Annotated in this window: 21 protein-coding genes; 7 read left to right on the top strand and 14 right to left on the bottom strand. The window is 71.2% G+C overall.

All coding sequences use genetic code 11. From position 1 onward, the window contains the following. Positions 1-32: 32 nt before the first annotated feature. From ACZ7J0_RS04225 to ACZ7J0_RS04245, 5 genes are all read right to left on the bottom strand, one after another. Positions 33-755 (bottom strand): Crp/Fnr family transcriptional regulator, encoded by a 723-nt coding sequence (locus tag ACZ7J0_RS04225; protein ID WP_470883791.1) that lies wholly within the window; start codon positions 753-755, stop codon positions 33-35. A 373-nt stretch (positions 756-1,128) separates the two neighbouring features. Next, positions 1,129-3,663 carry a polynucleotide kinase-phosphatase gene (locus ACZ7J0_RS04230; RefSeq protein ID WP_470883793.1) on the bottom strand — a complete coding sequence of 845 codons (2,535 nt, stop codon included), beginning with the start codon at positions 3,661-3,663 and terminating at the stop codon, positions 1,129-1,131. Continuing rightward, positions 3,660-5,120: a 3' terminal RNA ribose 2'-O-methyltransferase Hen1 gene (locus ACZ7J0_RS04235; RefSeq protein WP_470883795.1), complete on the bottom strand. Its 1,461-nt coding sequence runs from the start codon at positions 5,118-5,120 to the stop codon at positions 3,660-3,662. The genes ACZ7J0_RS04230 and ACZ7J0_RS04235 overlap by 4 nt, the downstream gene beginning before the upstream one ends. A 47-nt stretch (positions 5,121-5,167) precedes the next feature. After that, positions 5,168-6,106 carry a homocysteine S-methyltransferase gene (mmuM, locus tag ACZ7J0_RS04240; RefSeq protein ID WP_470883796.1) on the bottom strand — a complete coding sequence of 313 codons (939 nt, stop codon included), beginning with the start codon at positions 6,104-6,106 and terminating at the stop codon, positions 5,168-5,170. A 61-nt stretch (positions 6,107-6,167) separates the two neighbouring features. Beyond that, positions 6,168-7,091 (bottom strand): LLM class F420-dependent oxidoreductase, encoded by a 924-nt coding sequence (locus tag ACZ7J0_RS04245; RefSeq protein ID WP_470883798.1) that lies wholly within the window; start codon positions 7,089-7,091, stop codon positions 6,168-6,170. Positions 7,092-7,363: 272 nt separating this feature from the next. On the opposite strand from ACZ7J0_RS04245, the gene ACZ7J0_RS04250 reads away from it, so the two are divergent. Beyond that, positions 7,364-7,786 (top strand): hypothetical protein, encoded by a 423-nt coding sequence (locus tag ACZ7J0_RS04250; protein ID WP_470883800.1) that lies wholly within the window; start codon positions 7,364-7,366, stop codon positions 7,784-7,786. An 89-nt stretch (positions 7,787-7,875) separates the two neighbouring features. Here ACZ7J0_RS04250 and ACZ7J0_RS04255 read toward each other — a convergent pair whose 3' ends face one another. From ACZ7J0_RS04255 to polX, 5 genes are all read right to left on the bottom strand, one after another. Next, positions 7,876-8,382, bottom strand: a complete 507-nt coding sequence (locus ACZ7J0_RS04255; protein WP_468704415.1) for a DUF6099 family protein — start codon at positions 8,380-8,382, stop codon at positions 7,876-7,878. Positions 8,383-8,507: 125 nt separating this feature from the next. Then, positions 8,508-8,876 carry a nucleotide pyrophosphohydrolase gene (locus ACZ7J0_RS04260; RefSeq protein WP_470883802.1) on the bottom strand — a complete coding sequence of 123 codons (369 nt, stop codon included), beginning with the start codon at positions 8,874-8,876 and terminating at the stop codon, positions 8,508-8,510. Then, positions 8,873-10,051: an AAA family ATPase gene (locus tag ACZ7J0_RS04265; protein ID WP_470883804.1), complete on the bottom strand. Its 1,179-nt coding sequence runs from the start codon at positions 10,049-10,051 to the stop codon at positions 8,873-8,875. The genes ACZ7J0_RS04260 and ACZ7J0_RS04265 overlap by 4 nt, the downstream gene beginning before the upstream one ends. Positions 10,052-10,106: 55 nt before the next feature. Continuing rightward, the gene (locus ACZ7J0_RS04270; RefSeq protein ID WP_468704422.1) at positions 10,107-10,502 is read right to left on the bottom strand and encodes a cell division protein SepF; all 396 of its coding nucleotides are present in this window, start codon (positions 10,500-10,502) and stop codon (positions 10,107-10,109) included. 128 nt (positions 10,503-10,630) lie between these two features. Beyond that, positions 10,631-12,349, bottom strand: a complete 1,719-nt coding sequence (polX, locus tag ACZ7J0_RS04275) for a DNA polymerase/3'-5' exonuclease PolX (protein ID WP_470883806.1) — start codon at positions 12,347-12,349, stop codon at positions 10,631-10,633. A gap of 185 nt (positions 12,350-12,534) precedes the next feature. On the opposite strand from polX, the gene ACZ7J0_RS04280 reads away from it, so the two are divergent. Together ACZ7J0_RS04280 and ACZ7J0_RS04285 are read left to right on the top strand one after the other, a co-directional pair. Continuing rightward, entirely contained in the window at positions 12,535-13,458 is a 924-nt protein-coding gene (locus tag ACZ7J0_RS04280) for a MurR/RpiR family transcriptional regulator (protein WP_470883808.1), read from the top strand. A 297-nt stretch (positions 13,459-13,755) separates the two neighbouring features. Further along, positions 13,756-14,157: a hypothetical protein gene (locus ACZ7J0_RS04285; protein ID WP_470883810.1), complete on the top strand. Its 402-nt coding sequence runs from the start codon at positions 13,756-13,758 to the stop codon at positions 14,155-14,157. 189 nt (positions 14,158-14,346) lie between these two features. Here ACZ7J0_RS04285 and ACZ7J0_RS04290 read toward each other — a convergent pair whose 3' ends face one another. From ACZ7J0_RS04290 to ACZ7J0_RS04300, 3 genes are all read right to left on the bottom strand, one after another. Beyond that, complete coding sequence (locus ACZ7J0_RS04290) at positions 14,347-14,925, bottom strand: Type-2Aa cytolytic delta-endotoxin (RefSeq protein ID WP_470883812.1); 579 nt, start codon at positions 14,923-14,925, stop codon at positions 14,347-14,349. Between the two features lie 110 nt (positions 14,926-15,035). Continuing rightward, a complete protein-coding gene (locus tag ACZ7J0_RS04295) occupies positions 15,036-16,172 on the bottom strand; it encodes an aminotransferase class I/II-fold pyridoxal phosphate-dependent enzyme (protein ID WP_470883814.1) in 1,137 nt (378 codons plus the stop codon). Continuing rightward, a complete protein-coding gene (locus ACZ7J0_RS04300) occupies positions 16,169-16,810 on the bottom strand; it encodes a helix-turn-helix transcriptional regulator (protein ID WP_470883816.1) in 642 nt (213 codons plus the stop codon). The genes ACZ7J0_RS04295 and ACZ7J0_RS04300 overlap by 4 nt, the downstream gene beginning before the upstream one ends. 212 nt (positions 16,811-17,022) lie before the next feature. On the opposite strand from ACZ7J0_RS04300, the gene ACZ7J0_RS04305 reads away from it, so the two are divergent. From ACZ7J0_RS04305 to ACZ7J0_RS04320, 4 genes are all read left to right on the top strand, one after another. Continuing rightward, positions 17,023-17,439, top strand: coding sequence for a CBS domain-containing protein (locus tag ACZ7J0_RS04305; protein ID WP_470883818.1), 417 nt, complete (start codon positions 17,023-17,025; stop codon positions 17,437-17,439). A gap of 131 nt (positions 17,440-17,570) precedes the next feature. After that, entirely contained in the window at positions 17,571-18,032 is a 462-nt protein-coding gene (locus ACZ7J0_RS04310; RefSeq protein ID WP_470883819.1) for a DUF6098 family protein, read from the top strand. A 178-nt stretch (positions 18,033-18,210) separates the two neighbouring features. Further along, on the top strand, positions 18,211-20,457 hold the full coding sequence (locus ACZ7J0_RS04315; RefSeq protein ID WP_470883821.1) for a catalase: 2,247 nt from the start codon (positions 18,211-18,213) through the stop codon (positions 20,455-20,457). Between the two features lie 344 nt (positions 20,458-20,801). After that, on the top strand, positions 20,802-21,491 hold the full coding sequence (locus ACZ7J0_RS04320) for an HNH endonuclease (RefSeq protein WP_470883823.1): 690 nt from the start codon (positions 20,802-20,804) through the stop codon (positions 21,489-21,491). 439 nt (positions 21,492-21,930) lie between these two features. Here ACZ7J0_RS04320 and ACZ7J0_RS04325 read toward each other — a convergent pair whose 3' ends face one another. Then, positions 21,931-23,913 carry an APC family permease gene (locus ACZ7J0_RS04325; RefSeq protein WP_470884125.1) on the bottom strand — a complete coding sequence of 661 codons (1,983 nt, stop codon included), beginning with the start codon at positions 23,911-23,913 and terminating at the stop codon, positions 21,931-21,933. Positions 23,914-24,107: the final 194 nt, after the last annotated feature.

Raw genomic sequence — 24,107 nt, forward strand, 5'->3', positions numbered from 1 at the left:
TGGCCGCGTCCCGCGACCGGCGATGTAGCCGTTTACACACCCGGCGGAGATTTCTCCGCCGCCCCTCCGGGCCGGCTCCGCCCCTGCGCGAGCAGGAGCAGCACGGGCATGTCGATGACGATCACCCTGCGGTTCGCGGTACGGACGACGTCCTGTTCCCGCAGCAACCTCAGGGCCTTGGCGACCGCTTCCCTGGTCGCCCCTATGGCCGCCGCGAGATCGTGCTGCGGCAGCGGGAGTTCGAGCACGGTGCCGGTGCCCGCAGGCCGGCCGGCCCGCTCCGTGAGCTCCACCAGGCGTGCGGCGAGCCGCTGCAGCACGGTCTCGGAGGCGAGGGAGCGGCGTTCGACGTCGGCGCTGCGCAGCCGGGTGCTGAGCTGGCGCATGATCAGTGACGTGGCGTGGGGGCGCCCGGCGAGGAAGCGCCGGAAGCGGTCTCCCGAGATCGACACCGCCTCCACGCGGCCGAGCGCGGCGACGGTGGCGCTGCGTGGCCGCTGGTCGACAGCGGCGAGGTCGCCGACCACTTCGCCCGAGCCGCGCAGCGCCAGGATGAGCCGGGCGCCCCGATCGGTCTCCATGGAGACGACGGACCAGCCGGACATCAGGGCCAGGACGTAGGCACTGGTGTCCCGTTCCCGGATCATCACCTCGCCGGGCTCGTAGCTCCGGCGCACGCCTTCGGCGAGCAGCGCGGTGCGGTCCTGGGCGGTGAGGGCGTCGAGGAACGACCGGTCCTGGCCGAACAGACTCATCGTGCACCCCCGCACCGTTCTCTTGGCCCTTCGCGGACCGTTGCGTTCCGCGGCGTGCCTCAAGCGCTTGTTCCCACCACAAGTTGCTTGCTCAGACGCGTTGTTGATGTTGCGTCACCCGGTGGGGTGACGAACGCTAGAGGGTGCGAAGATCCGCGTCAACGAGCGCAAAAGGGGGGCACGAGGAGCGCGAAAATGCGCCGCTCGCGCCCCCCGTGACCCTGTACCCCCTTGTGATCCGGGTACCAACCGGGAACCGGGCCGGGAGCGCGGACCGGAAGTGCGGACCGGGACCGCGAACGGGGGATGCCGGCCGGGCACGCGCACCCGGCACCCGGACCGGGGGTGCGGGCCCCTCGGTCGCGGGCCGTTCTCAGAGCCGGGGGTCGACCGGTTCCGATTCCAGGGCCAGGACCGCGAAGACCGCCTCGTGGACGCGCCACAGGGGCTCTCCGGCGGCCAGCCGGTCCAGGGCCTCCAGGCCCAGGGCGTACTCGCGCAGGGCCAGGGACCGCTTGTGGTTCAGGAACCGTCCGCGCAGGCGCTGCAGGTTCTCCGGGCGGGTGTATTCGGGGCCGTAGATGATCCGCAGGTACTCGCGGCCACGGACCTTCACACCCGGCTGCACCAGTCGGCCCTTGCCGTCCCTGACCAGCGGCTGGAGCGGCTTGACGACCATGCCCTCGCCGCCCGCGCCGGTCATCTCCAGCCACCAGTCGGTGCCGGCCCGCACGGAGGCCTCGTCGCCGGTGTCGACCACGAGCCGGCGGGTGACCTGGAGCAGACCGGTCGGGTCGTGCTCGACCAGCCGGTCCAGCCAGGCCAGCTGCCGGTCGTGCGGCACACCCGTCAGCGCGCTCGCCTCGGCGGCGAGGATCTGGAAGGGCGCGAACCGCACCCCGTCCAGCCCCTCGGTCGCCCAGCAGTAGCGCCGGTACGCCTCGGTGAACGCGGCCGCGTCCTCGGCCCGTTCCCGCTGCTTGGCCAGCAGGTCCTGGACCCCGACACCCCGTGCCACGGCCTTCTCCAGCGCCTCGACGGCGCCGGGGAAGACCGCCCCTGAGGCGGCCCCGACCGCCGCGTACTGCGTGCGCAGCAGGCCGGACGCCTTCAGGGACCAGGGCATCAACTCACCGTCGAGGAGCAGCCAGTCGGTCCCCAGCTCGTCCCAGAGCCCGGCCGCCGTGACGGCCGCGCGCAGCCGCCCGAGGACCTCCTCGGTGACGGCCGGATCGTCGAAGAAGGGGCGGCCGGTACGCGTGTGGAGCGCGCCGGTCGGTCCGGACACCCCGAAGCGCTCGCGCGCCACGTCCGCGTCCCGGCACACCAGGGCCACGGCCCGGGAGCCCATGTGCTTCTCCTCGCACACGACCTGCCCGACGCCGTCCGCGCGGTACTGCGCGAACGCCTCGGCCGGGTGCTCCAGATAGCCCTCCTGGCGGGAGGTCGCGGTGGGCGCCATGGTGGGCGGCAGGTAGGCGAGCAGCCGCGGGTCGACCGCGAACCGGCTCATCACCTCCAGCGCCGCCGCCGCGTTCTCCTCACGGACTCCGACGTTGCCCAGCTGACCGGTCTCGACGACCCGGCGGCCGTGCACATCGGCGAGGTCCAGCGGGCGGCCCTGGTGCCCGCCGGGCGCCTCGGTGGTCAGCGGCCGGGCCGGCTCGTACCAGACCTTCTCGGCCGGTACGTCGACCAGTTCACGCTCCGGCCAGCGCAGCGCGGTCATCTTCCCGCCGAAGACCGCCCCGGTGTCCAGGCAGATGGTGTTGTTGATCCAGGACGTGTTCGGAACCGGCGTGTGTCCGTACACGACGGTCGCCCGGCCCCGGTACTCCTCCGCCCACGGGTAGCGCACGGGCAGGCCGAACTCGTCGGTCTCACCGGTGGTGTCGCCGTACAGCGCGTGCGAGCGGACCCGGCCGGACGTGCGGCCGTGGTACTTCTCGGGCAGGCCCGCGTGGCAGACGACCAGCTTGCCCTCGTCGAGGACGTAGTGGCTGACCAGGCCGTCGATGAACTCCGCCACCCGCGCCCGGAACTCGTCGCTCTCGCGACCCAGCTGCTCGATGGTCTCGGCGAGCCCGTGCGTCTCCTGGACCTTCTTGCCGCCGAGCCAGCGGCCCAGCTTGTTCTCGTGGTTCCCCGGTACGCACAGGGCGTTGCCGGAGGCCACCATGTCCATGACCCGGCGCAGCACGCCGGGGCTGTCCGGCCCGCGGTCGACGAGGTCGCCGACGAACACGGCCGTGCGCCCCTCGGGGTGCGCGCCGTCGACATAGCCGAGCTTGGCGAGCAGGGTCTCCAGCTCGGAGCGGCAGCCATGGATGTCACCGATGACGTCGAACGGTCCGGTGAGGTGGCGCAGGTCGTTGAACCGCTTCTCCAGGACGACTTCGGCGGACTCGACCTCCTCGACGCTGCGCAGGATGTGCACCTTGCGGAATCCCTCGCGCTCCAGCCCGCGCAGTGAGCGTCGCAGCTCGCGGCGGTGCCGCTGGATGACGTGGCGGGGCATCCCGGCCCGGTCGGGGCGCTCCGCGTTGCGCGCGGCGCACACCTCCTCGGGCAGGTCGAGGACGATCGCGATGGGCAGGACGTCGTGCTCCCGCGCCAGTCGCACCAGCTGGCGCCGGCTCTCCTGCTGGACGCTGGTCGCGTCGATCACGGTCAGCCGCCCGGCCTCCAGTCGCTTGCCCGCGATGTAGTGGAGGACGTCGAAGGCGTCGCCACTGGCGCTCTGGTCGTTCTCGTCGTCGGCGACGAGACCGCGACAGAAGTCCGAGGAGAGGACCTCGGTGGGCTTGAAGTGCTTGCGCGCGAACGTCGACTTGCCCGAGCCGGTCGCGCCGATGAGCACGACGAGGGACAGGTCGGTGACGGCGAGCTCGCGGGTCGTGGTGGTCATGCGGCCTTCTCCTCCTTCGCGGTCGTACGGAACACGGCCATCTGCGTGGGCGGCCCCACCTCTGGGTCGTCGGGCCCCACGGGCAGGAACTCGACGTCGTACCCGTGCCGTTCGGCCACCGCCGCCGCCCAGGTCCGGAATTCCTCGCGGGTCCACTCGAAGCGGTGGTCGCCGTGCCGGACGTGTCCGGCCGGAAGCGTCTCCCAGCGCACGTTGTACTCGACGTTCGGCGTCGTCACGATCACCGTCCGAGGGCGCGCGGAGCCGAACACCGCGTACTCCAGCGCCGGCAGCCGCTCCAGGTCCAGGTGCTCGATGACCTCGCTGAGCACCGCCGCGTCATAGCCCTTGAGCCGCTTGTCGGTGTAGGTGAGCGAGCCCTGCGTCAGGGTGACGCGGCCGGCCTGCCGCTCTCCCAGCCGCTCGAGCCGCAGCCGCCGCCCGGCGACGGTCAGCGCCCGTACGGAGACGTCGACACCGACGATGTCGGTGAAACGGACGTCCTTCAGCAGTGCCTGCACCAACTGGCCCTGCCCGCAGCCGAGGTCCAGGACCCGGCCCGCGCCGGTGTCACGCAGCACGCCGAGGATCGCCTCCCGGCGCCGCTCGGCCAGCGGCACCGGCTTCTCCTCGGTGTCGACGCTCTCGTCGACGGCGTTGTCGATGTCCTCGACGTCCAGACCGTCGGCCTCGGCGAGTCGTACCAGCTCAAGACGTTCCATGGCCTGCCGGGTCAGCCCCCAGCGCCGGGACAGATAGCGGCTGGTGATCAGCTTCTGCTCGGGGTGGTCGGCGAGCCAGCCCTCACCGGCCCGCAGCAGCTTGTCCACCTCGTCGGTCGTCACCCAGTAGTGCTTGGCGTCGTCCAGGACCGGAAGGAGTACGTAGAGCTGGCGCAGGGCGTCGGCCAGCCGCAGTTCGCCTTCGAGCACGAGCCGTACGTACCGCGAGTCGCCCCACTCCGGGAACCGCTCGTCCAGCGCCACCGGCTCCGCCCCGACCTCGGACCAGCCCAGCGGCCCGAACAGCTTCCGTACGAGCTCGGCGCCCCCGCGCGCGGGCAGCGCCGGGACTTCGATCCGCAGCGGTAGCGGGTCCGCCACCCGCTCCGGCAGCGCGGCGCACACGCCCCGCAGGGCGCTCTTGAAGACGGTGCTCATGGCGACGGCGAAGAGCGACGAGGCGGCGTAGGGCCGGTCGTTCACATACTGCGCGAGCGCCGCGTCGGGCGCACCGCCCCGGCCCTTGCCCTTGCCGCGCCGCACCAGCGCCACCGGGTCCACCTCCAGGAGCAGTGCGGCCGTGCACCGCTCGGCGGTCGCCTCCGGGTAGAGGACGTGCGCCGTGCCGTGCGAGGTGGAGAACGTCTGCGCCTTGTCGGGATGCTTGTGCAGCAGGAATCCGAGGTCGGTCGCGGGACGCTCCTGGGTGCCGGTGGTACTGATCGTCATGAACACACGACCGAGTATGGCCGCCGCCCACCGCTCCCGACCAGGCATTTTCGTCACAACCCCGGGCCGGGTTCCTGGTTCGGCGCCGGGCCCCCGGCGGCGACGGCGGCCAGTTCCGCGATGCGATCCGGGCCCACCCGACAGCACCCGCCGATCAGCCGGGCCCCTGCCGCGCCCCACTCCCGCGCCAACCCCGCGTCGAACGTGACGTCGCCCCGCCATCCCCGCGCCCCGGCGTCCCACTCCTCACCGCTGTTGGGATAGACGACCACCGGTTTCCCCGTCGCCCCGGCGGCGATCTCCACGGCCCGCCCCACGTCCCCGGGCTCACAGCAGTTGACCCCGACGGCGACGACCTGGTCGACCCCCGCGGCGAGCGCGAAGGCGCCCCCCAACTCCTGCCCCGCCCGGGTGCGCTCACCGTCGACGCTGTACGAGAGCCACACCGGCACCCCGCACCCCTCGACGGCCCGCAGCAGCGCCTCCGCCTCGTCGGCGTCGGGCACGGTCTCCAGCGCCAGGACGTCCGGCCCCGCCGCCGCCAGCGTCTCGATCCTCGGCCGGTGGAACCGCTCCAGCTCCTTCACCGACAGCCCGTACCTCCCCCGGTACTCGCTGCCGTCGGCCGACATCGCCCCGTACGGCCCGACCGACGCGGCCACCCACACCTCGCGCGGCGCCGGCTCCCCCGCCTCCCGGGCCAGCTCCACACTCCGCGCCAGCAGCCGCGCCGCCTCCCGCCGTGGGACGCCCCGCCGCTCGAACCCCTCGAAGGTGGCCTGATAGCTGGAGGTGATCAGCACCTGGGACCCCGCCCGTACATACGCCGTGTGCGCCGCCCCGATCTGCTCGGGGCCGTCGGCGAGCAGCCGCGCGGACCAGAGCGCGTCGGACAGATCGCACCCCTGCGCCTCCAGCTGGTTGGACAGCCCGCCGTCGAGGACGAGCACCTCGTCGGCGAGCGCGGCGGCGAGTGCACGGACAGGCCTCACGACTACTCCTCCTGCTCCTGCTCCTGTTTCTGTTTCTGCCGGCTCGCGTACCGCACGGCGATCAGTCCAGTTGGGACTGGACCTGCCCCGAGATCAGCTCCAAGTGATCAAGATCGTCCAGATCGAGGACCTGGAGGTAGATCCGGGACGCGCCGAGGGCGCCATAGCGGCCGATCTTGTCGACGACCTCGGCCGGTGATCCGGCGAGCCCGTTCGCCTTGAGCTCGTCGACATCCCGCCCGATGGCCGCGGCCCGGCGGGCCACCTCGGCGTCGTCCTTGCCGACGCAGACGACCAGGGCGTTCGAGTACACCAGGTCGCTCGCGGACCGCCCGAACTCCTCGGCCGCCGCCCGGACCCGCCCGAACTGCCGCTCGCTGTCCTCGATCGACGCGAAGGGGATGTTGAACTCATCGGCGTACTGCGCGGCCAGTCTCGGCGTGCGGGTCGCGCCGTGCCCACCGATCAGCACGGGCACCTTCTCCTGGGCGGGCTTGGGGAGCGCGGGCGAGTCGCTGAGCTGGTAGAACTCCCCCTCGTAGGAGAACGTCTTGCCGACCTCAGTGCCCCACAGCCCGGTGACGATCGCCAGTTGTTCTTCGAGGCGGGCGAACTTCTCCTTGGGGAACGGGATCCCGTACGCCCGGTGCTCCTCCTCGAACCATCCCGCCCCGAGACCCAGCTCGACCCGGCCGCCGGACATCTGGTCGACCTGGGCGACCTGGATGGCCAACACTCCGGGAAGACGGAAGGTCCCCGCGGTCATCAGCGTTCCCAGCCTGATCCGCCGCGTCTCCCGGGCCAGGCCGGCCAGTGTGATCCAGGCGTCGGTCGGACCGGGCAGGCCGTCCACGGACCCCATGGACACATAGTGGTCGGAACGGAAGAAGGCATCAAACCCAAGGTCCTCGGTGGCCTTGGCGACGGTCAGCAGGGTGTCGTAGCTCGCCCCTTGCTGGGGCTCCGTGAAGATTCGAAGATCCATGCCTCCATCCTGCACCGTCGTACGCGCGCCAACCTCCTCGTCACCCGAGCGTCAACCTCCTCGTCACTCCCGGTACGGCACCGGCCCGGTCGGGTGAATAAGCCCCACCCTGGCGGGCCCCGTCCGGCCCGGCCAGTGACCGGGTGCGGGCGCCCGTCGTTGGCTCGGGCGGAGCCGGACCGCCCGGCCCGCGCGCCGGCGGCTTGTGCCGGTGCGTCGTGTTCTCTTGCCGCCTTTCCCCCGCGGGGAAGGCCTGGGCCGAGGAGGCCGCCATGTCCCAGGAAGCCGCGCCCGAACAGGCGATGCCGGAGCAGCCGGAGCAGCAGTCCGTGCCCGAGCAGAAGGGCGCCGGCGCCCCCAAGGGCCTGCTTCAGCAGATGGAGGAGCTGATGGCGGCGCTCACCGCCGACCTGTCCCGGCTCGACGCGGACCTCCAGTCCTCGGCCGACCGCCCCTCGGCCGCCGGGACGCTCTCGTGGGACATGCCCACGTCCACTCCCAGCCCCACATCCGCGCCCACTCCTACGCCCACAACCACTCCCGCATGCACGCCCATCCCCGCGTCCGCTCCCCCCTCCCCAGCCGCTTCCGCGGCCCCCGGAGCCACCCCGCCCGCCGCACCGGAGGCTCCCCGCGGCGCGGGCGGCGACACCTCCGGCGCCGACGAAGATCTCTCCGGCCGCCGGCCCGTCTGACCACCGCCCCGCCGTCGGCCCCGAGCGCCCCGAGCGCCTCGCGGGTCTCGCCGGTCTCGTGGGGCTCCCGGGTCTCGTGGGCCTCCTGATCACGACGGTCCCGCCGCCGAGTCCGCCGGGTCCGCCCGGCCACGCGTCCCGCCGGGCATTCTGTCCCGCTCTCTCACACTCAGCCGGTGCAGCATCCCCCGCACCCGGTCGTTCGACTCGTCGGCGGCGTCGATCGCCTCGATGCACTGCCAGTACAGGCCCTCCTCGTCGGTGGCGCAGGCGACACCGACGAGAGCGATCCCGACCTCGCCGAGCAGCGCGCTCAGCACGGTCAGCGCGACCCGCGCGTCGCCCACTCCGGTGAGCTGCGCGGCCCGTAATCCACCGGTGCGCAGCGCCGGATGGTCCAGCGGCCCGCGCCCCGCGACGATCTCGCCGAGGCCGCGCGCCTCGCCCCGCAGCTCCAGCGGGCCGCAGAGTGCGAGATGACTTCCTATGGCTTGTGCCAGGGCCTGGGCCTGCCAGGCTTCCGCCACGATGTCCTGCGCGTCCCGGCTTTGGGCCAGGGCGTGTCGGCCGACCGCGATGAGCCGCTCCGCTTCCATGTACGCCGCCCCCGTTCGTACGACTTTCCGCTACTCATTCCATTACCCAGAGTGAGGGCGTCTGAGCCCAAAAGCCAGGGGAATTCGGAAATCTGTGGACAGGAAGCCCGATGGGGAAAACTCGATCACTCCGAAGAGTGACGATCTGGCTCGTTGCCGCCTCCCGGAGGCCTGCCGACGGGGAAGCGGATCTCATTCCGGTCGATCTTCGCGGAGAGCGCGGCCAGCACGTCGATGTCCAACACCTCGCAGAACTGGAGGAGATACGCGAGCACATCGGCGACCTCGTCACGGACGCGGTGCGCCGACTCCGGGTCGTCCATCACCCGGGCCGCCTGCTCGGGTGTCAACCACTGGAAGATTTCCAGCAGTTCGGCGGACTCGACGCTGAGCGCCGCCGCCAGGTTCTTGGGGGTGTGGTACGGCTGCCACTGGCGCGAGGCCGCGAACTCGGCCAGCCTGCGCTGCAGTCCCTGTACATCCATCTCGGTCACGGCTCCAGGTCTACCACTGTCACCCCGGCCGTCTCCCGCGCGCACCCGGCCCCCGTCTCCCCCACCGCCCCGACCAGCCTGATGTGGCCCTCGGCGCAGATCCCGGCGGCCAGCGACAGCAGCGCCCGCGTCTGGCGGAGATCCAGTCCCCGGTCGAAACCGTCGGCGAGCACGGTCAGGCTCTGCATGGCGTCCGGAACCTCCGCGACCCTGTCCATCGCGAGCACCCCGGGCCCGGTGAGCAGGACCAGCGCCAGCGCCAGATAGCGCAGTTCACCGTCGCCGAGGCGGCCCAGGGGCGTGCCGTCCGCGCCCGCCGGGACCGCCCCGCCCCTCGCGCCCCGGTCGAGGGCCACCCCGCCCCTCCCGCCCCGGTCGAGTACCGCCGTCATCCTGCCGTCCGCGAGCGCCGAGACGCCGAGCCCGGTCACCGGCCCGGCGCAGCCCGCCCGGGCCATCGCCGCCAGCCGGGCATGGCGGCGGGTGCAGTCGGTCCTGGTCAGATGGAGCACCTCCGCCAGGTTGTCGCAGCCGCGCCGCAGCCGGCCGTCGCCCATCGCGACCGGCGCGCGCATCCGCTGCGGCTGCGGGTCGCAGGCGAACACCGAGCGCAGCGCCACGACGACCTGTTCGGCGGCCGCGAGGACCCTGAGCTGGCCTTCGGTCTTTCCGGCGACGCGCAGCGGAAGCAGCGCCGTACCGAGCAGGTCGTCCGGCAGGGGTGCGCGGGTGACCGGGGCGCTGCCGGCCGTGTGCCACTCGGCCTGGACGGTACGCCGCCCGGGATCCCGCAGGGCGGTCGTCAGCAGTATCTGCCCACCGCTGGTCAACCGCTCGCCGACGATACGGAGTTCGGGCTCGGCCTGGACGGCGAGGTCCAGCCGGACGGATCCGGCCGGCCCTTCGGTGGTACAGCCGATCCGGAAGCCCCTGCGCCCCTGGGCGTCGGCCTCGGCGCGCTCGGGTACGCACGCCACGGGATCGGGGAAGGCCCGGGCGAGTTCGTCCCCGGAGCCCAGGCGCGCCAGCGCCTCGTACGCCTGCAGGGCGCTCGACTTGCCGGTGCCGCTCGCCCCCGCGAAGAGCGTCACCGGGCCGAGCGGGTACTCCGCCGAACGGTGGGACTTGAAGGAGGAGAGGCGCAGTTCGGTGAGGGCGGGCCGGAGGGTGTCCATGAATGGACCGTATGCGGATCGTCTACTGCGGAACCGTTCCGCCCGAACCGCCTTCCTACGATTGAGGGACGGCGGCGTCGGCGGCGCCCTCCACCTCGGTGCCGGCCGGGGCGAGCAGGAAGACGTTCTTGTCCACCCGGTGCATGCCGCTGCCGAGGCCGAAGACCACGCCGCTGCTGAAGTCCAGGATGCGCTTGGCGACATCGGTGTCGGCGCTGGTGAGGTCCAGGAGGACCGGGATCTGGGCGATGAGGTACTCGGCGACCTCGCGGGCGTCCGCGAAGACCTGCACCCTCAGTACGACCATGCGGCGCTGCTCGACGGTCTCGTACTCGGGCATCGTCCGGTGGTCGACCCTGGACGGCCATTCGTTGCGCCCCCGCAGCGGTACGACCTGGGCGAGGCCCTCCCACTGTTCGTCGGTGACGTCGTACCTCTCGTACCTACTCATGCGCCCATCCTCCCGTTACTCACCCGTTCGGCCCAACACCGACACGGGCGGCCCGTCGACCGAAACAAGATCATTAGTCGGCCGGATCTGTCACTTCCGGTTCGGTGGCGGGCCGGTCCGGGCGGGGGTCAGCCCGGGGCGAGGAAACGGCGGAGCCTGGTGAGGGGCCAGGTGTTGATGACGTCGTCCTTGGTCAGCCAGCCGCGCTGCGCCGTCCCGATCCCGTACCGCAGGTAGGGAAGATGGGTCGTGGAGTGCGCGTCCGAGTTGACGGCGAACCTCACTCCGTACCGCTTCGCGCGCAGGATGTCCTCGTCGCGGAGGTCGAGCCGCTCCGGGTGGGCGTTGATCTCCAGGGCGGTCCCGGTGCGCGCGCAGGCCTCGAAGACCGCGTCGAAGTCGGCGTCGATCCCCGGCCGTTTGCCGAGCTTCCTGGTCGTGGGGTGACCGATGACGGAGACGTACGGGTTCTCGCACGCGCGCACCAGCCGGCGGGTGAGCTGGTCGCGGCTCTGGTTGAAGTGGGAGTGGACCGAGGCCACGCACAGGTCGAAGTCCGCGAGGAAGTCACCGGGCCAGTCCACGTCGCCGTCGGGACCGATGTTCAGTTCCGTGCCGTGGAGCAGCCTCATCCCCCGGTGGACGCGGTCCAGTTCACGGACGCGTGCGCGCTGGGCGAGCATCTTCTCCTTCGTCATGCGCTGCATCGCGAGGTCCGGGGCGTGGTCCGTGATCGCGTAGTAGGAGTAACCACGGGCCGCCGCGGCGGCGACCATGTCCTCCAGCGGGGAGAGCCCGTCGGTGAGGTCGGTGTGCGTGTGCAGATCACCCCTGATGTCGTCCTCGGCGACCAGATCGGGGAGTTCACCGCGCAGGCCGGCCGCGATCTCGCCCCGGTCCTCGCGCAGGGTCGGCGGGATCCACGGCAGACCGAGGCGCTCGTAGATCCCCTCCTCGGTCTCCGAGGTGATCTTCTCGCCGCTCTCCGTGTCGAAGAGCCCGTACTCGGACAGCTTGAGCCCGAGGCGTACGGCGATCTCGCGGGTGCGGATGTTGTGGGCCTTCGAGCCGGTGAAGTACTGGAGTCCCGCGCCCCAGGAGTCGGGCGGCAGCACGCGCAGATCGACCTGGAGACCCTTGGTGGTGCGGATGGAGGTCTTCTTCGCGCCGTGCGCGACGACCTCGGCCGTCTCGGGGAGCGCTTCGAGCGCCTGCATGAAGGGGGCCGACTTCTCGGCGGCGACCAGGATGTCGATGTCCCCGATGGTCTCGCGCATCCGCCGCAGCGATCCGGCGTGGGCGCACCGCTCGCAACCGGGGATCCGGGACAGTTCGGCGACGATCCGTTCGGCCGTCTCCATCGCGGAGTTGAGGAGGATGCGGTTGCCCGCCTGCTGCATCAGGGCGATGCCGTGGAGGATGTTCTCCTCGGTCTTCTCGCCGAAACCCTTGAGGTCGCGCAGCCGCTCCTGGTGGATGGCGTCCATGAGCTGGTCGACGGAGGAGACGCCCAGCTCCTCGTAGAGGAGCATCGCCTTCTTCGGTCCGAGCATGGGGATGGTGATCAGTTCCCGGACTCCGGCGGGGACGGCCTGCCGGCGCTCTTCCAGCGCGGGAACGTGGCCGGAGCGCAGAAACTCCACGATCTTGTCGGCGATGGACCGGCCCACGTTGGGGATCTCCCGCAGCTGCTGGGCGTCGAGCTTCGAGACATCGGCGTGGTAGCCGCCGACCGCGCGGGCGGCCTTCTCGTACGCCCGCGCCTTGAAGGCGTCGCCTCCGGTGATGGCGACGAGGTCGGCGTACTCCTGGAGGACCGCCTGGACCTCCTCGTTGGCTCGGACCATGGTTCCAGGGTGCGCCGGGGGGCGGCGGGGCGCTTCTCGGCCGGGTCGGCGGGCGAGTGCGGCCGGCCGCCGCGGCGCCGCCCGAGGCGCCCCGGCGCACAGGGCAGTTGCCCGCGACGGATGCAGGATGCAGCCAACCGGGGTGAACTATCTTGTGCTCGAATGGGACCAGAAGGAGGCACTCCGTGTCATCAGGGCAGCAGGCGCGCGCTCAGGCAGCCGCGATCACGCCGGGCAGACGCCCGCCGGAGACGGAGGCGGCCCCCGCAGACCGGGTGCGCGCGCTGTTCGGCGGCCATCGGCTGTCCCCGGCGCAGCGGCGCATCGCGCAGTACATGATCGACCACCTCACCGAGGCGGCGTTCCTGTCGATCACCGACCTCGCGGAGCGTGTGGGGGTCAGCCAGCCGTCCGTCACCCGCTTCGCGTCGTCCCTGGGCTTCAGCGGCTTCCCGGCGCTCCGGGAGGCCCTGCAGCCCATCGCGCTCAGCGCGGTGGCCGGCTCCCCCGACAGCCGCGTGGAGAGGCGCCGCAACGAACTCCAGGCGGCGGTCGACGCCGAGATCGAGAACCTCGAGTCGCTGCGCCGTGTCTTCGCGGACACCGACCAGGTCCTCGACATCGGCCGGGAGCTGGCCCGCTCGGTCCCCCTGACCATCCTCGGCCTGCGGATCTCGGTCTCCCTCGCCGAGTACTTCGCGTACGCCGCACGCCGCATCCACCCCGACGTCCGGGTCGTGACCCGGGGCGGCAGCGTCGCCTACGACGGGCTGCTCCAGTCGCGGGAGGCCGGCGGGACCTGGGTCCTGGCCTTCGCGATGCCCCGGCACGCGAACGAGACCCTGGCCGCCATGCGGACCGCCCGCAGCACGGGTCTGCGCGTCGCGCTGATCACCGACATGACGCTCGGACCGCTGGTGGAGGAGGCCGATGTGACGCTCACCGCCGGGACGGGATCACGGCTGGTCTTCGACTCGTACGCCGCGCCGGGGGTGCTGTCGGCGGCCATCCTGCAGGCCATGGCGGACGCCGACCCGGAACGCACCCAGGCGCGCCTGGAGGGGTACGAGCACGCGGCGGAGCAGCACAACTTCTTCCTGGAGGACTGACCCCGTACCGCACCGCCGGTCCGGGTCTTTTTTCGGCCATCGGGCCGCATGAATTTTTTCATACTCTTGCTTACTGGACGGTATATATATTTACTGCAAGAGTCCCCGGTGCCCCCAGGGGCCACACAACAGAACACCCGGGGCCGGTCCCTCCTCCTCATGCCGGCCCATGGTTGTTCCATCGGGGCATTCCGTGCTCCCCGCGGAGTGCCCTCGCGGCGGCTTCGGTCAACCCCTGGGCCGGGGCCGCCGCACCTTTTCAGTAGATTCTTCAGGTCTTTTCTGGAAGCGACAACGATGTCCCAGACCTTCATCCCCGTCAGCGCCGACTGGCCGTGCCAGGTGAGGACCCCCGGCAACCGAGACTGGGAACGCACCGCCGCCCGCTGGCTGCGTGATCTTCTTCCGGCCCGCTACGCCGGATACTCCACGCTGACCCGCCATCCCGTTCTACTGGCCCGCCACGCCCAGCTGCAGATACAGCACGAGATCCGTGCGGTGCGGGTGGCGTTGCAGACATGCCGGGCGGAACTGCCCACGCTGGGCGTACCCGAGCCGACGATCGAGAGCACGATCCGGCTGTACGCGATCGAACTGGAGCAGCTGAGCCGGCTGGCCCGGGGCGTCCGTCTCATCACGGAGGCGCTCCTGGCGAACGGCGAGGGGGCGGGGGCGAGGCGGGTTCGGCCGCACGGCTGAGCACGTACGGACGGGTGCGCCTACGTCGCCGGGGCACGGCCGGGATCCATGAACGGGCCGGGAGGCCGGTGGGAGCCCGGACGCCGGTGCGTGACCGGAACGGGCCGGAAGGCCGGCAGATGGCCGGAAGCGGGCCCGGGAACGGGCCGGGAGACGGCCCGGGACGGCGGGCCGCTGGTTTCGGGCCTGTCAGGCCGCGAGCCTCAACTCCTGCCGTACGACGATCGCGTTGAGCCTGATCGCGTACGGGGCGATGTCCGCCACCTCCAGCGCGCCCACACTCGCCTTGTCCAGGCCGACCGTCACGTCGATGCAGAAGGCGATGGCGTACATGTACTCCTCCGTCTCCTCGTCCTGGAGCGCGAAGAGCAGGTCCCGGTAGTAACTCGTCCGGTCCTCCGTCTCCTCGTAGTACGAGAGCCCCGGCTCGCCCTCCTGCGCGGCGAGGCCGGTGAAGGCGCGCGTGAGCTCCCGCTCTATCCCGTCCCACCAGGAGGCCCCCGCGAACGACTCGGGAAGCGCCTGGCGCACGGCCTCCTTGAGGGAAAGGACCATGATGTGGACCGGGGCGGTCTCCTGGAGCCCCCAGCCGCGGACCATCTTGACGATCGTGCTGCCGGGGATGGCGCTCGCCGCCTCGCGGATGTTGCCGAAGTCGAAGTTGACGGTCGCGGGCGCGATCGCCTTCTGGAACTTCTCGTCCATGTCCCGCGCCTGGGCGAGATGGGCCGCTCCCACCTCGAAAACCGTCTTGAAACTGGCGGCCATGACTCCTCCTCATCTGTGGAAGTGATCACTCGGAGGGGTCAGTATGCCGCTCACTCCGCCGCCCGGCGCGACCGTCTCAGATCGCTCACCCGGTGCTCGTCGCGAGCGCCTCACACCGGCCGCGCGCGCATCCAGCGCGCGAGCGCCGCCAGCCCCTCCTCCGGGTCGCGGCGGCCGACGCCGATCCGGAACCGGTCCCCCGGAGTGGCGGTGAGCTCGGAGCGGTAGATGCTCGCGGGCAGCAGCAGGACACCGGCCTCCTCGACCAGGCGGGTGCAGAACTCCTCGACGCCCCCGGGTCCCCGATAGCGGGGGAAGGCGACGCAGCCGCCGTCCGGCGCCCGCCACTCGAAGTCGTCCGCGAACTCGGTGAAGAACGCGTCGAAGGCCGGCAGGTTGGCGGCGATCAGCGCGCGGTTGCGTTCCAGGATCGTGGCGCGCGCCTTGAGGGCGATACGGGCCAGGACCTCGCTCGGCGCCGCGTTGCAGATGGTGGTGTAGTGCTTGGCGCGCTCCAGGCGGGCGCGCAGTGCGCGGTCGCGGCAGGTGATCCAGCCGACGCGCAGGCCGGGCAGGCCGAGCGACTTGGAGGTCACGTTCAAGGAGAGCGCCCGCTCGGAGAGATCGGCGGCCTGGGGCAGCGTACGGGCGGGGTCCCGCTCCAGCCCGCGGTAGACCTCGTCGCTGAAGAGATGGATCCCGCGCTCGTCGCACAGCCGCGCCAGGGCTGCGAAGTCGGCGGCGTCGACGATCTTGCCGGTCGGATTGTTGGGGAAGTTGACCGAGACGACACGGGTGTTCGGTCGGATGGCGGCGGCCACGGCGTCCAGGTCCAGGGCCCAGTCGCGCTCGGGGTCGAGCGCGACGCCGCCGACCTCGCACAGCGCGAGCGGCACGGTCTCGGCGGCCTGGTAGTTCGGGGTCACGACCACCGCGTGGTCGCCCGGCCCGAGGAGTACGTTCATGGCCAGGTAGAGGCCCTCCTCGGCGCCAGCGAAGCAGATGACGTCATCCGCGCCGGCATGCTCGTAGGTCTCGGCGATCACCTCACGCAGGGCCGGGTCACCGAAGGTCTCGGTGTATCCCAGGGACAGGTTCTCGAACGCGTCCCGGTCCTTCTCGTCGGCCAGCGCCAGCAGCTCCGCCAGCGTCATCGTCTGGACGTCGGAGGCGGTCAGATGGTGGCGTGCGGTGAACTCCCAGCGGGAGAAGTACGTTTCCAGTCGGAAATCGGGCAGCCGGGTCATGACGGTGTCCTCAGGGATCTGTGTTCGGCCAGCAGGGCGTAGACCGTGGACCGGGACGCGCGCAGAGCGCCGGCGACGACCGGGGCGGCGCGGCGGACGGAGAACACGCCCGCCTCGTCCAGCCTGCCGACGACGGCCAGTCGGTCCTGTCGCGTCAGACGCTCCACCGAGCGGCCCGTTTCCCGTACGTGGGCGCCGATGACGTGCTGGACGCGCTCGGACCAGTCCTGGTCGAACAGCGGCTCCGGGCGGGCCACGGTGGGCGCCCCGAAGGCGCTCAGTACGGCCGCGGCCTGCTCCAGGGGCGTGCGGTCGAGATTGACGCACAGCACAGCTGACGCGCGGCCCTCCGCGTCCCGCAGAACCGCGCTCACCGCGGACAACCGCCGGCCGTCGGCCAGCAGCTTCTCGTACGGCCCGAAGACGTCCCGCGCCGCCGGATCCAGCGCGTCCAGCTCACCGAGCAGCGACGGGTCGCCCGGGCCGCGGGAGGTCATGGGGTTCCAGATCTCCAGGACACGGTCGGTTCCGGGGTCGTGCAGGACGACTTCCGCGTACGGACCGAGCAGCAGCGCGACGGCCTGGCACACGGGCCCCCACATCCGCACCCGGGCGTCCCCGTCCTCGGCGTTGCTCATGGTCGACACCTCCCGCTGCCCATGGCTGACTCTCCAGTTGGACTGTACGTCCATATTGGACGAACAGTCCAGCACCCCGGGGCGACACGGCCAGGACGCGCCGACGGGATCCCACGGCAGGGTGCTATGGGCGATTCAACCGTTACGTTCGCGCGTCTTCGGGCAGGCGTGTGACCGGCAGACACCATCCGAGAGTCGAAAGGATGATCTTCATGACCACGGCACGCGAGATCATGACCGAAGGCGCCGAATGCATCGGGGCGGAGGAAACCGTCCTGGAGGCCGCGAAGAAGATGGCCCGCCTCGGCGTCGGCGCGCTGCCGATCTGCGGTACCGACAACAAGCTCAAGGGGATGCTCACCGACCGCGACATCGTGGTGAAGGTCCTCGCCGCCGGCAAGGACCCGGGCGCGTGCCGGGCCGGGGAGTTCGCCCAGGGCGAGGCGGTGACCATCGGCGCCGATGACGACGCCGAGGAGATCCTGCGCACCATGACCACCCACAAGGTCCGACGGCTGCCCGTGATCGACGGACACGACCTGGTCGGCATGGTGGCGCAGGCGGATGTGGCCCGCGCGCTGCCGGACCCGAAGGTCGGGGACCTGGTCGAGGCCCTGTCGTCCGACTGAGCGCCCGACCCGGCACGCGACTGAGCGCCCGACGCACTGACCGGGCCCGGTGGGCGGCGCCCGCCGGGCCCGTCCGGGTCACCCCGCGAAGAGAACCGTGAACCGGAACACACCGGTCGATGGAGGTGCCGGTGGCACGCACGAGGGACGACGAACTGGGCGTCCTGCACAGCCTGGACGAGGTGGCGGAGTGGCTCGGCCGGGAGCAGCACCTGTACGTACGCTGGTCACGCGGCCCGCACGTCGATCTGACCTCCGCGTGCAGCTCGGACGAGCTCACCGGCACTCCCCTGCCGGGCCTGTCCGCCAACGCTCTGGACATCGAACCCTGGTGGAACGACCGCCCGGCGCGCATCTGGGTCGCCCGGCGCCTGTACGACTACTCCCATCTCCCCCGCCTCCGGGGCGGCGACGTACGCCCCTGGCTGTTGCGTGGACGGGAGGTGGGGCGCGGCCCCGACAACGAACCGCTGGTCCGCGATGTCGAGCCCCTCGCCTGGATCGACAAGAAGGTGATCGAGGAGGCCACCCGCGAGATCGACCGGCAGCCCGGCGCGTGGGGGCCCATTCAGCGCGATTCCCGGCGCGGATGACGGCACGTCATGTCGGACGCGACGGCGATGCGCGTGTTCATTCCGGGGGCGCGGGTAGCCGGGGTTTCCTGAGCATTCGTACCGACATGGCGGCAGATGACAGCAGGAACGTTTGTGATTTTTTCGTGTCGGTTACTGCTCTACCGGATGAATCCGACCTTTGCGCAGGGAGCTTTCCATGGAGCATCAGAACGCCGGCCACTCCTCTCCGCGGGGCGGCGCCGACCCGGAGCTCCCGGGCCGGCCGAGCAGCGGGAGTCCCACGGTCGCCGAGCCGACCGCACCCCAGGAGCCCCTCGCGCCGAAGCCCGACCAGGCGGGGCCGGAGGCGGTGTCCCCCACCGGCAAGCCGACCGGCGCGGGCCCGGCGTCCCGTGCCCAGGGCGGCGCGTATCTGACGACGGCGCAGGGGGCCCGGCTCTACGACACGGACCATTCCCTGAAGGCCGGGCCGCGCGGGCCGGTGCTCCTGCAGGACCACCACCTGCGCGAGAAGATCACGCACTTCGACCACGAGCGCATCCCGGAGCGGGTGGTCCACGCGCGCGGCGCCGCCGCTCACGGCCTCTTCCAGGGATACGGGACCGCGTCCACCATCACCAAGGCCGCCTTTCTCGCCAAGGACGTGGAGACCCCGGTCTTTGTGCGCTTCTCGACCGTCCTCGGGTCCCGGGGGTCGGCGGACACGGTGCGCGACACCCGCGGCTTCGCGACGAAGTTCTACACCGACGAGGGAACGTTCGATCTCGTCGGCAACAACATCCCGGTGTTCTTCATCCAGGACGCCCTCAAGTTCCCCGACATCATCCACGCGGGAAAGCCGCACCCCGACCGCGAGATCCCGCAGGCCCAGAGTGCGCACGACACCTTCTGGGACTTCGTCTCCCTGCACACGGAGGCCACCCACCACACCCTGTGGAACATGTCCGACCGGGCCATCCCGCGCTCGTTCCGCATGATGGAGGGCTTCGGCGTCCACACGTTCCGCATGGTCAACGACGCGGGCGCCACCTCGCTCGTGAAGTTCCACTGGAAGCCCCGGGCGGGCGTGCACTCGCTGGTGTGGGAGGAGGCGCAGCTGATCGGCGGAATGGACCCGGACTTCCACCGCCGTGACCTCGCCGACGCGATCGAGGCGGGCGCCCATCCCCAGTGGGAACTGGGAGTTCAGGTCATGCCGGACACCCCGGACCAGACGTTCGAGGGCATCGACCTGCTGGACCCGACGAAGATCGTTCCTGAGGAGCTCGCCCCGGTCCAGCCCATCGGCCTGCTGACCCTGAACGCCAATCCGACGAACTACTTCGCCGAGACCGAGCAGGTCGCCTTCCACCCCGGTCATCTGGTCCCCGGCATCGACATCACGGACGACCCGCTGCTCGCGGGGCGGCTCTTCTCGTACCTCGACACGCAGATCAGCCGGCTCGGCGGCCCGAACTTCGGCCAGATCCCGATCAACCGGCCCCAGACGCCCGTGAACGACATGCTGCGCGACGGCATGCACCAGACCGCCGTACACGCGGGCGTGGCGCCCTACCGGCCCAACTCCCTCGACGGCGGCTGCCCCTTCCTCGCGACGGCCGCCGAGCAGGCGTTCGTCGAGGTGCCGCAGCCGGTCGCGGCCGCGCAGAAGGTCCGCGAGGCACCGGCGTCCTTCGACGACCACACCAGCCAGCCGCGCCTGTTCTGGGCGAGCCTGTCGCCGACGGAGCAGGAACACGTCATCGCGGCCTACACCTTCGAGCTCGGCAAGTGCTACGAGCAGGCGATCAAGGAGCGCACGCTCCAGGTCCTCGCCGACATCGACCCCGTCCTGTGCTCCCGCGTCGCGGAGGGCCTCGGGCTGCCGGCTCCCAAACCCTCCGCCCCGCTCCCCGAGATCACCCGGAGCCCGGCACTGTCCCAGCTGGGCCGGACCTGGCCGGTGACCGGCCGCGTGATCGGGATCGTCGTCGACGGGACGACCGACCTCGACGAGCTCCGGGCCGTCCGCCAGTCCATCCTGGACAACGAGATGGTCCCCCTGATCATCGCCCCGACCGGCGGCGACCTCTCCGGCGGCACCGGCGAACCCCTCCCGCCCCAGCGCACCTTCGCCACGGCCCGCTCCATCGAGTTCGACGCGATCCTCCTGTCCGCCGCCCCCTCCCCCGGCGCCGACTCCTACGGCGCCCGCGACGCCCGCGCCGGCGCACCGGGGGCGTCCGCCGTCGACCCCCGGGTGGTCCTGATGGTCGAGGAGGCCTACCGCCACGCGAAGGTCCTGGGCAGTTGGGGAGACGGCGAGAACGTCCTCACGGCGGCTCTGTGCCCGCAGGACGCCCCGGGCGTCGTCCGGGCGACCTCGGGAGCATCGGCCCTCGAGGGCCTCACGGAACTGCTGCCGCACCACAGGGTCTGGGAGCGCTTCCCGACGGACCGCTGACGGTTTCCGCCGGACCTCGTGAAGGAGCCCGCCCACCGTCGCGTCGACGCTGGGCGGGTTCTTTGCGTCAGTCGGCCATCAACGCGCTTGGCACAGACGGCAGTTCCGTAGACTTCCGACGAGAAGGACAGACGGGGACGGGTACTGGCGGCGCCCTCCGGGCAGGGCGCCGTGGATGAGAGGTCGAGGTGGCCGACGCCACGTGTCGCGAGCAGGACTGCACACGTCCGGCAGCATCGCGACGCGGTATGTGCGGCATGCACTACCAACAGGTGTGGAAGAGCGAACGCACGTGTTCGGTAGAGGGCTGCGCACGCCCCTACGCCGCCAAGAACCTCTGCAGCATGCACTACAAGCGACAACGCAAGGGGCAGGACTTCACCGCCCCGCCCCTGGGCTCCGGCAAGGCCAACGGATGCGCGGTACCGGAGTGCACCCGTGCCTACCACGCCAACGGATACTGCGGCGTTCACGCCCAGCGCCTGCGCCGCACCGGAGACCCGACCTCGGTACGACGTGAGACGCGGGACACCTGCACGGTTCAGGGGTGCCCCCAGCGCCACTTCGGGCGGGGCTACTGCATGGGCCACTACAAGGCCATGCTGAGGCGCGGAGCCGCCGAGCCCGTGCTTGCCTGCCGATGGTGCGACCAGTTCTTCGTCCGCCCCCTCGGCAAGGCCGGCAGCTACTCGTACTGCTCCGACTGCGCCGGAAACGGCCCGCGGGGCTGGGCCGCCCTCCGCCGCGCCCGCCTCAGGAGGAACAACGCCGACATGACGCCCGAGGACCACCAAGAGGCCGCTTCCTACCGGGAGATGATCGTCTACGACCCCTGTGTCTACTGCGGCGGCCCTCCGGCAGCCATCGACCACATCGACCCTGTGGTCGGAGGCGGCTCCGACCGCTGGGACAACCTGGCCCCGGTCTGCCAGCCCTGCAACTCCATCAAACGCGACCGGTCGGTGCTGGGGGTCCTGATCGCGCGCGGCCGATCAAGCGAAGCCGGCGTGGCGGCAGCCCCATTGCGGTGGTGACGCCGGACCGCCCTTGGCCCGTGCGGGTCCACGCCGCTCGGCCCTGTCTACTGAGCCTGCTCGGCCGCGTCAGCCGACCCGTCGGCCCACCCGCCGCCGAACACCTCCCCGACGAGCCTTTGCGTCGCACCGCCAGGGGCCGGCCGGGGCGGCGGGCGGGTCCCTTTGCGCTGCGCGGAGTCAGAGGGCGCCCGTGAGGCCCGGGGGCCGGGGTGGACATCGTCGGCTGCAACTCCCTCTGCACCCACATCCGTTCGGCGGCGCGCCCAGCCGTACGGCGAAGGCGCCCCGGAGGCGATTCCGGCCAGGCCGACGGCGTGCGGCCCCGTCCCGTACACCGACGGCTCGACGGGGCTCTCACCCCGGCGGCGAGGAGCGTACGCGGCCGCTCGGCCGGCTCCGCCACGGGTGCACGGCTTCAGCAGCATTCGCGTCCGGGTCAGCCGCCGACGTGGATGCCGGGGCGGCGGCTGGGCTCGGGTTCGTGTTTGCGGATGATTTCGCGTGTGACGGGGGCGGTGTCGCCGCGTCCCAGGAGGAAGTAGCGGAACATGTGCTTCAGGGGGCTGCCCTCGGCCCAGGCGAAGTAACAGTGCGGCTGGACGCCGGTGGTGTCGCGCAGCGCGAGGAGGATCGCGGCGATGGCGTTCGGGGCGGCCGGGGCCTCGGCGCGCAGGATCCGGAATCCGTCGACCTCGACACCGTGGACGGCGAGGACTTCGCTGAAGTCGGAGGGGTCGACCACCTCGATCTCCAGGAACAGGACGTCGGCCCGGCCGGGGACCGGGTTGTTTCCCCGCTGCTCGTGTTCCTTGTCGCTGTACTCGGCGCTGTCGCCTGCCTGGCGGCGGTTGGCAATGATGTTGATGGCATTGTCGTGGGCGAGGGTGTCGGCGATGAAGCGGCGGGCGGCCTCGTCGAAGACGATGCGGTCGGCGCGCAGTTCCGTGGTGCGGGAGACGCGGGAGATCAGCGACACGACGATGATGCCGGCGATGAAGAAACCGGAGATGGTGATGCCGTCGGGCTTGTCGACGATGTTGTACACCAAGGCGTAGAGCAGTACCAGGGTGAGCATTCCGAACCCGACGGCAACGGTCCGGCGGCCGTGGCGTGCCACGGAGACGGTGACCGCGAAGGCGCCGGAGACCATCATGGCCAGGATGCCGGTGGCGTAGGCCCCGGCCTGGGCGTCGACGTCGGCGTCGAAGGCGATGGTGATGAGGACGCACAGGGCGGTGTAGACGAGCACCACGGGCCGGACCGCGCGGCCCCATTCGGGGGCCATGCCGTAGTCGGGCAGGTAGCGGGGGACGATGTTGATCAGTCCTGCCATGGCGGACGCGCCGGCGAACCAAAGGATCAGGATGGTGCTGATGTCGTAGACGGTGCCGAACGCTTCCCCGACGTGCTCGTGGGCGAGCCAGGCCAGGGCGCGGCCGTTGGCGGCGCCCCCGGGCTGGAACTCCTTCTCGGGGACGAGGACGGTGGTGACGAAGCTGGAGGCCAGCAGGTAGACGCTCATGATCAGCGCGGCGGAGGTCAGCAGCCTGCGGGTGTTGCGGATGCGCGAGCGGAGCCGTTCCTCGTCGTCGGCGCCGTCGGCGGACACCAGGGGCATCATGCTCACGCCGGTCTCGAATCCGGACAGGCCCAGCACGAGCAGCGGGAACGCCAACAGCGCCGGCGTCATCAGATCACCGAAGCCGCCTCCCCCTTCGACGAGCGCGTCCGTCCAGGCGGAGAAGGCCCCCGGTGTGGTGACGACGTGGACCAGGCCGACGGCGATGACGACCGCGTTGAGTGCGAGGAAGACCGCGACCAGCGGGATGGCCACGCTGACGGCTTCGCTGAAGCCGAGCAGGAACACGCCTCCGAGGATCAACAGCAGAACCACCGTGAGAGCCACCTCGTGGCCGTGCAGAGCCTCTGGGAAGAAGGGGTTCTCCACCACGTGGACGGAGGCGTCCGCCGTGGACAGGGTGATGGTGATGATCCACGACGTGGCCACGAAACCGAGCAGGACCAGCACGAACAACTTGCCCCACCAGAACGGCAGCAGATCCTCCAGCATCGCCACCGACCCGGCACCGTGCGGGCTCTCCTTGGCCACCCTCCGGTACATCGGCAGCATGCCCAACAGGGTCAGCGCCACGATCAGCAGCGTCGCCAGCGGCGAGACCGCGCCCGCGGCGAGCGCGGCGATGGCCGGCACGTAGGCAAGGCTGGAGAAGTAGTCGACCCCGGTCAGGCACATCACCTTCCACCAGGCGTGCGGCTCGGTGTGTCCCTCGCCGGCCGCCGGCCCGACGGGGTGCACCTGATGGCGCAGCATCCACTGCGCCAGCCGCCCCGTCGGCTGCGTCCGCAGGGCCGGGCTGTCCACTACCTCGGGCACGGCCGGGCCGTTCGTGTCCTTCATGTCTCCCATCGACTTTCTCGCTCCTGCGCGCAGACCTGGCGGCACCGCTCTCGCGGCGACGCGATCACCGAGTATGCGGCCTCCCGATACCCCTCTGGCCGGCTTCAACGCACCGGCCGCACCTTCGCGGAAATATCGAAAGCGACGTCGAGACGCTTCACCCGCTCGAAGGGAAAGCAATCAGCAGCACCGCG

The sequence above is a fragment of the Streptomyces sp. NPDC038280 genome (genome assembly GCF_055600045.1).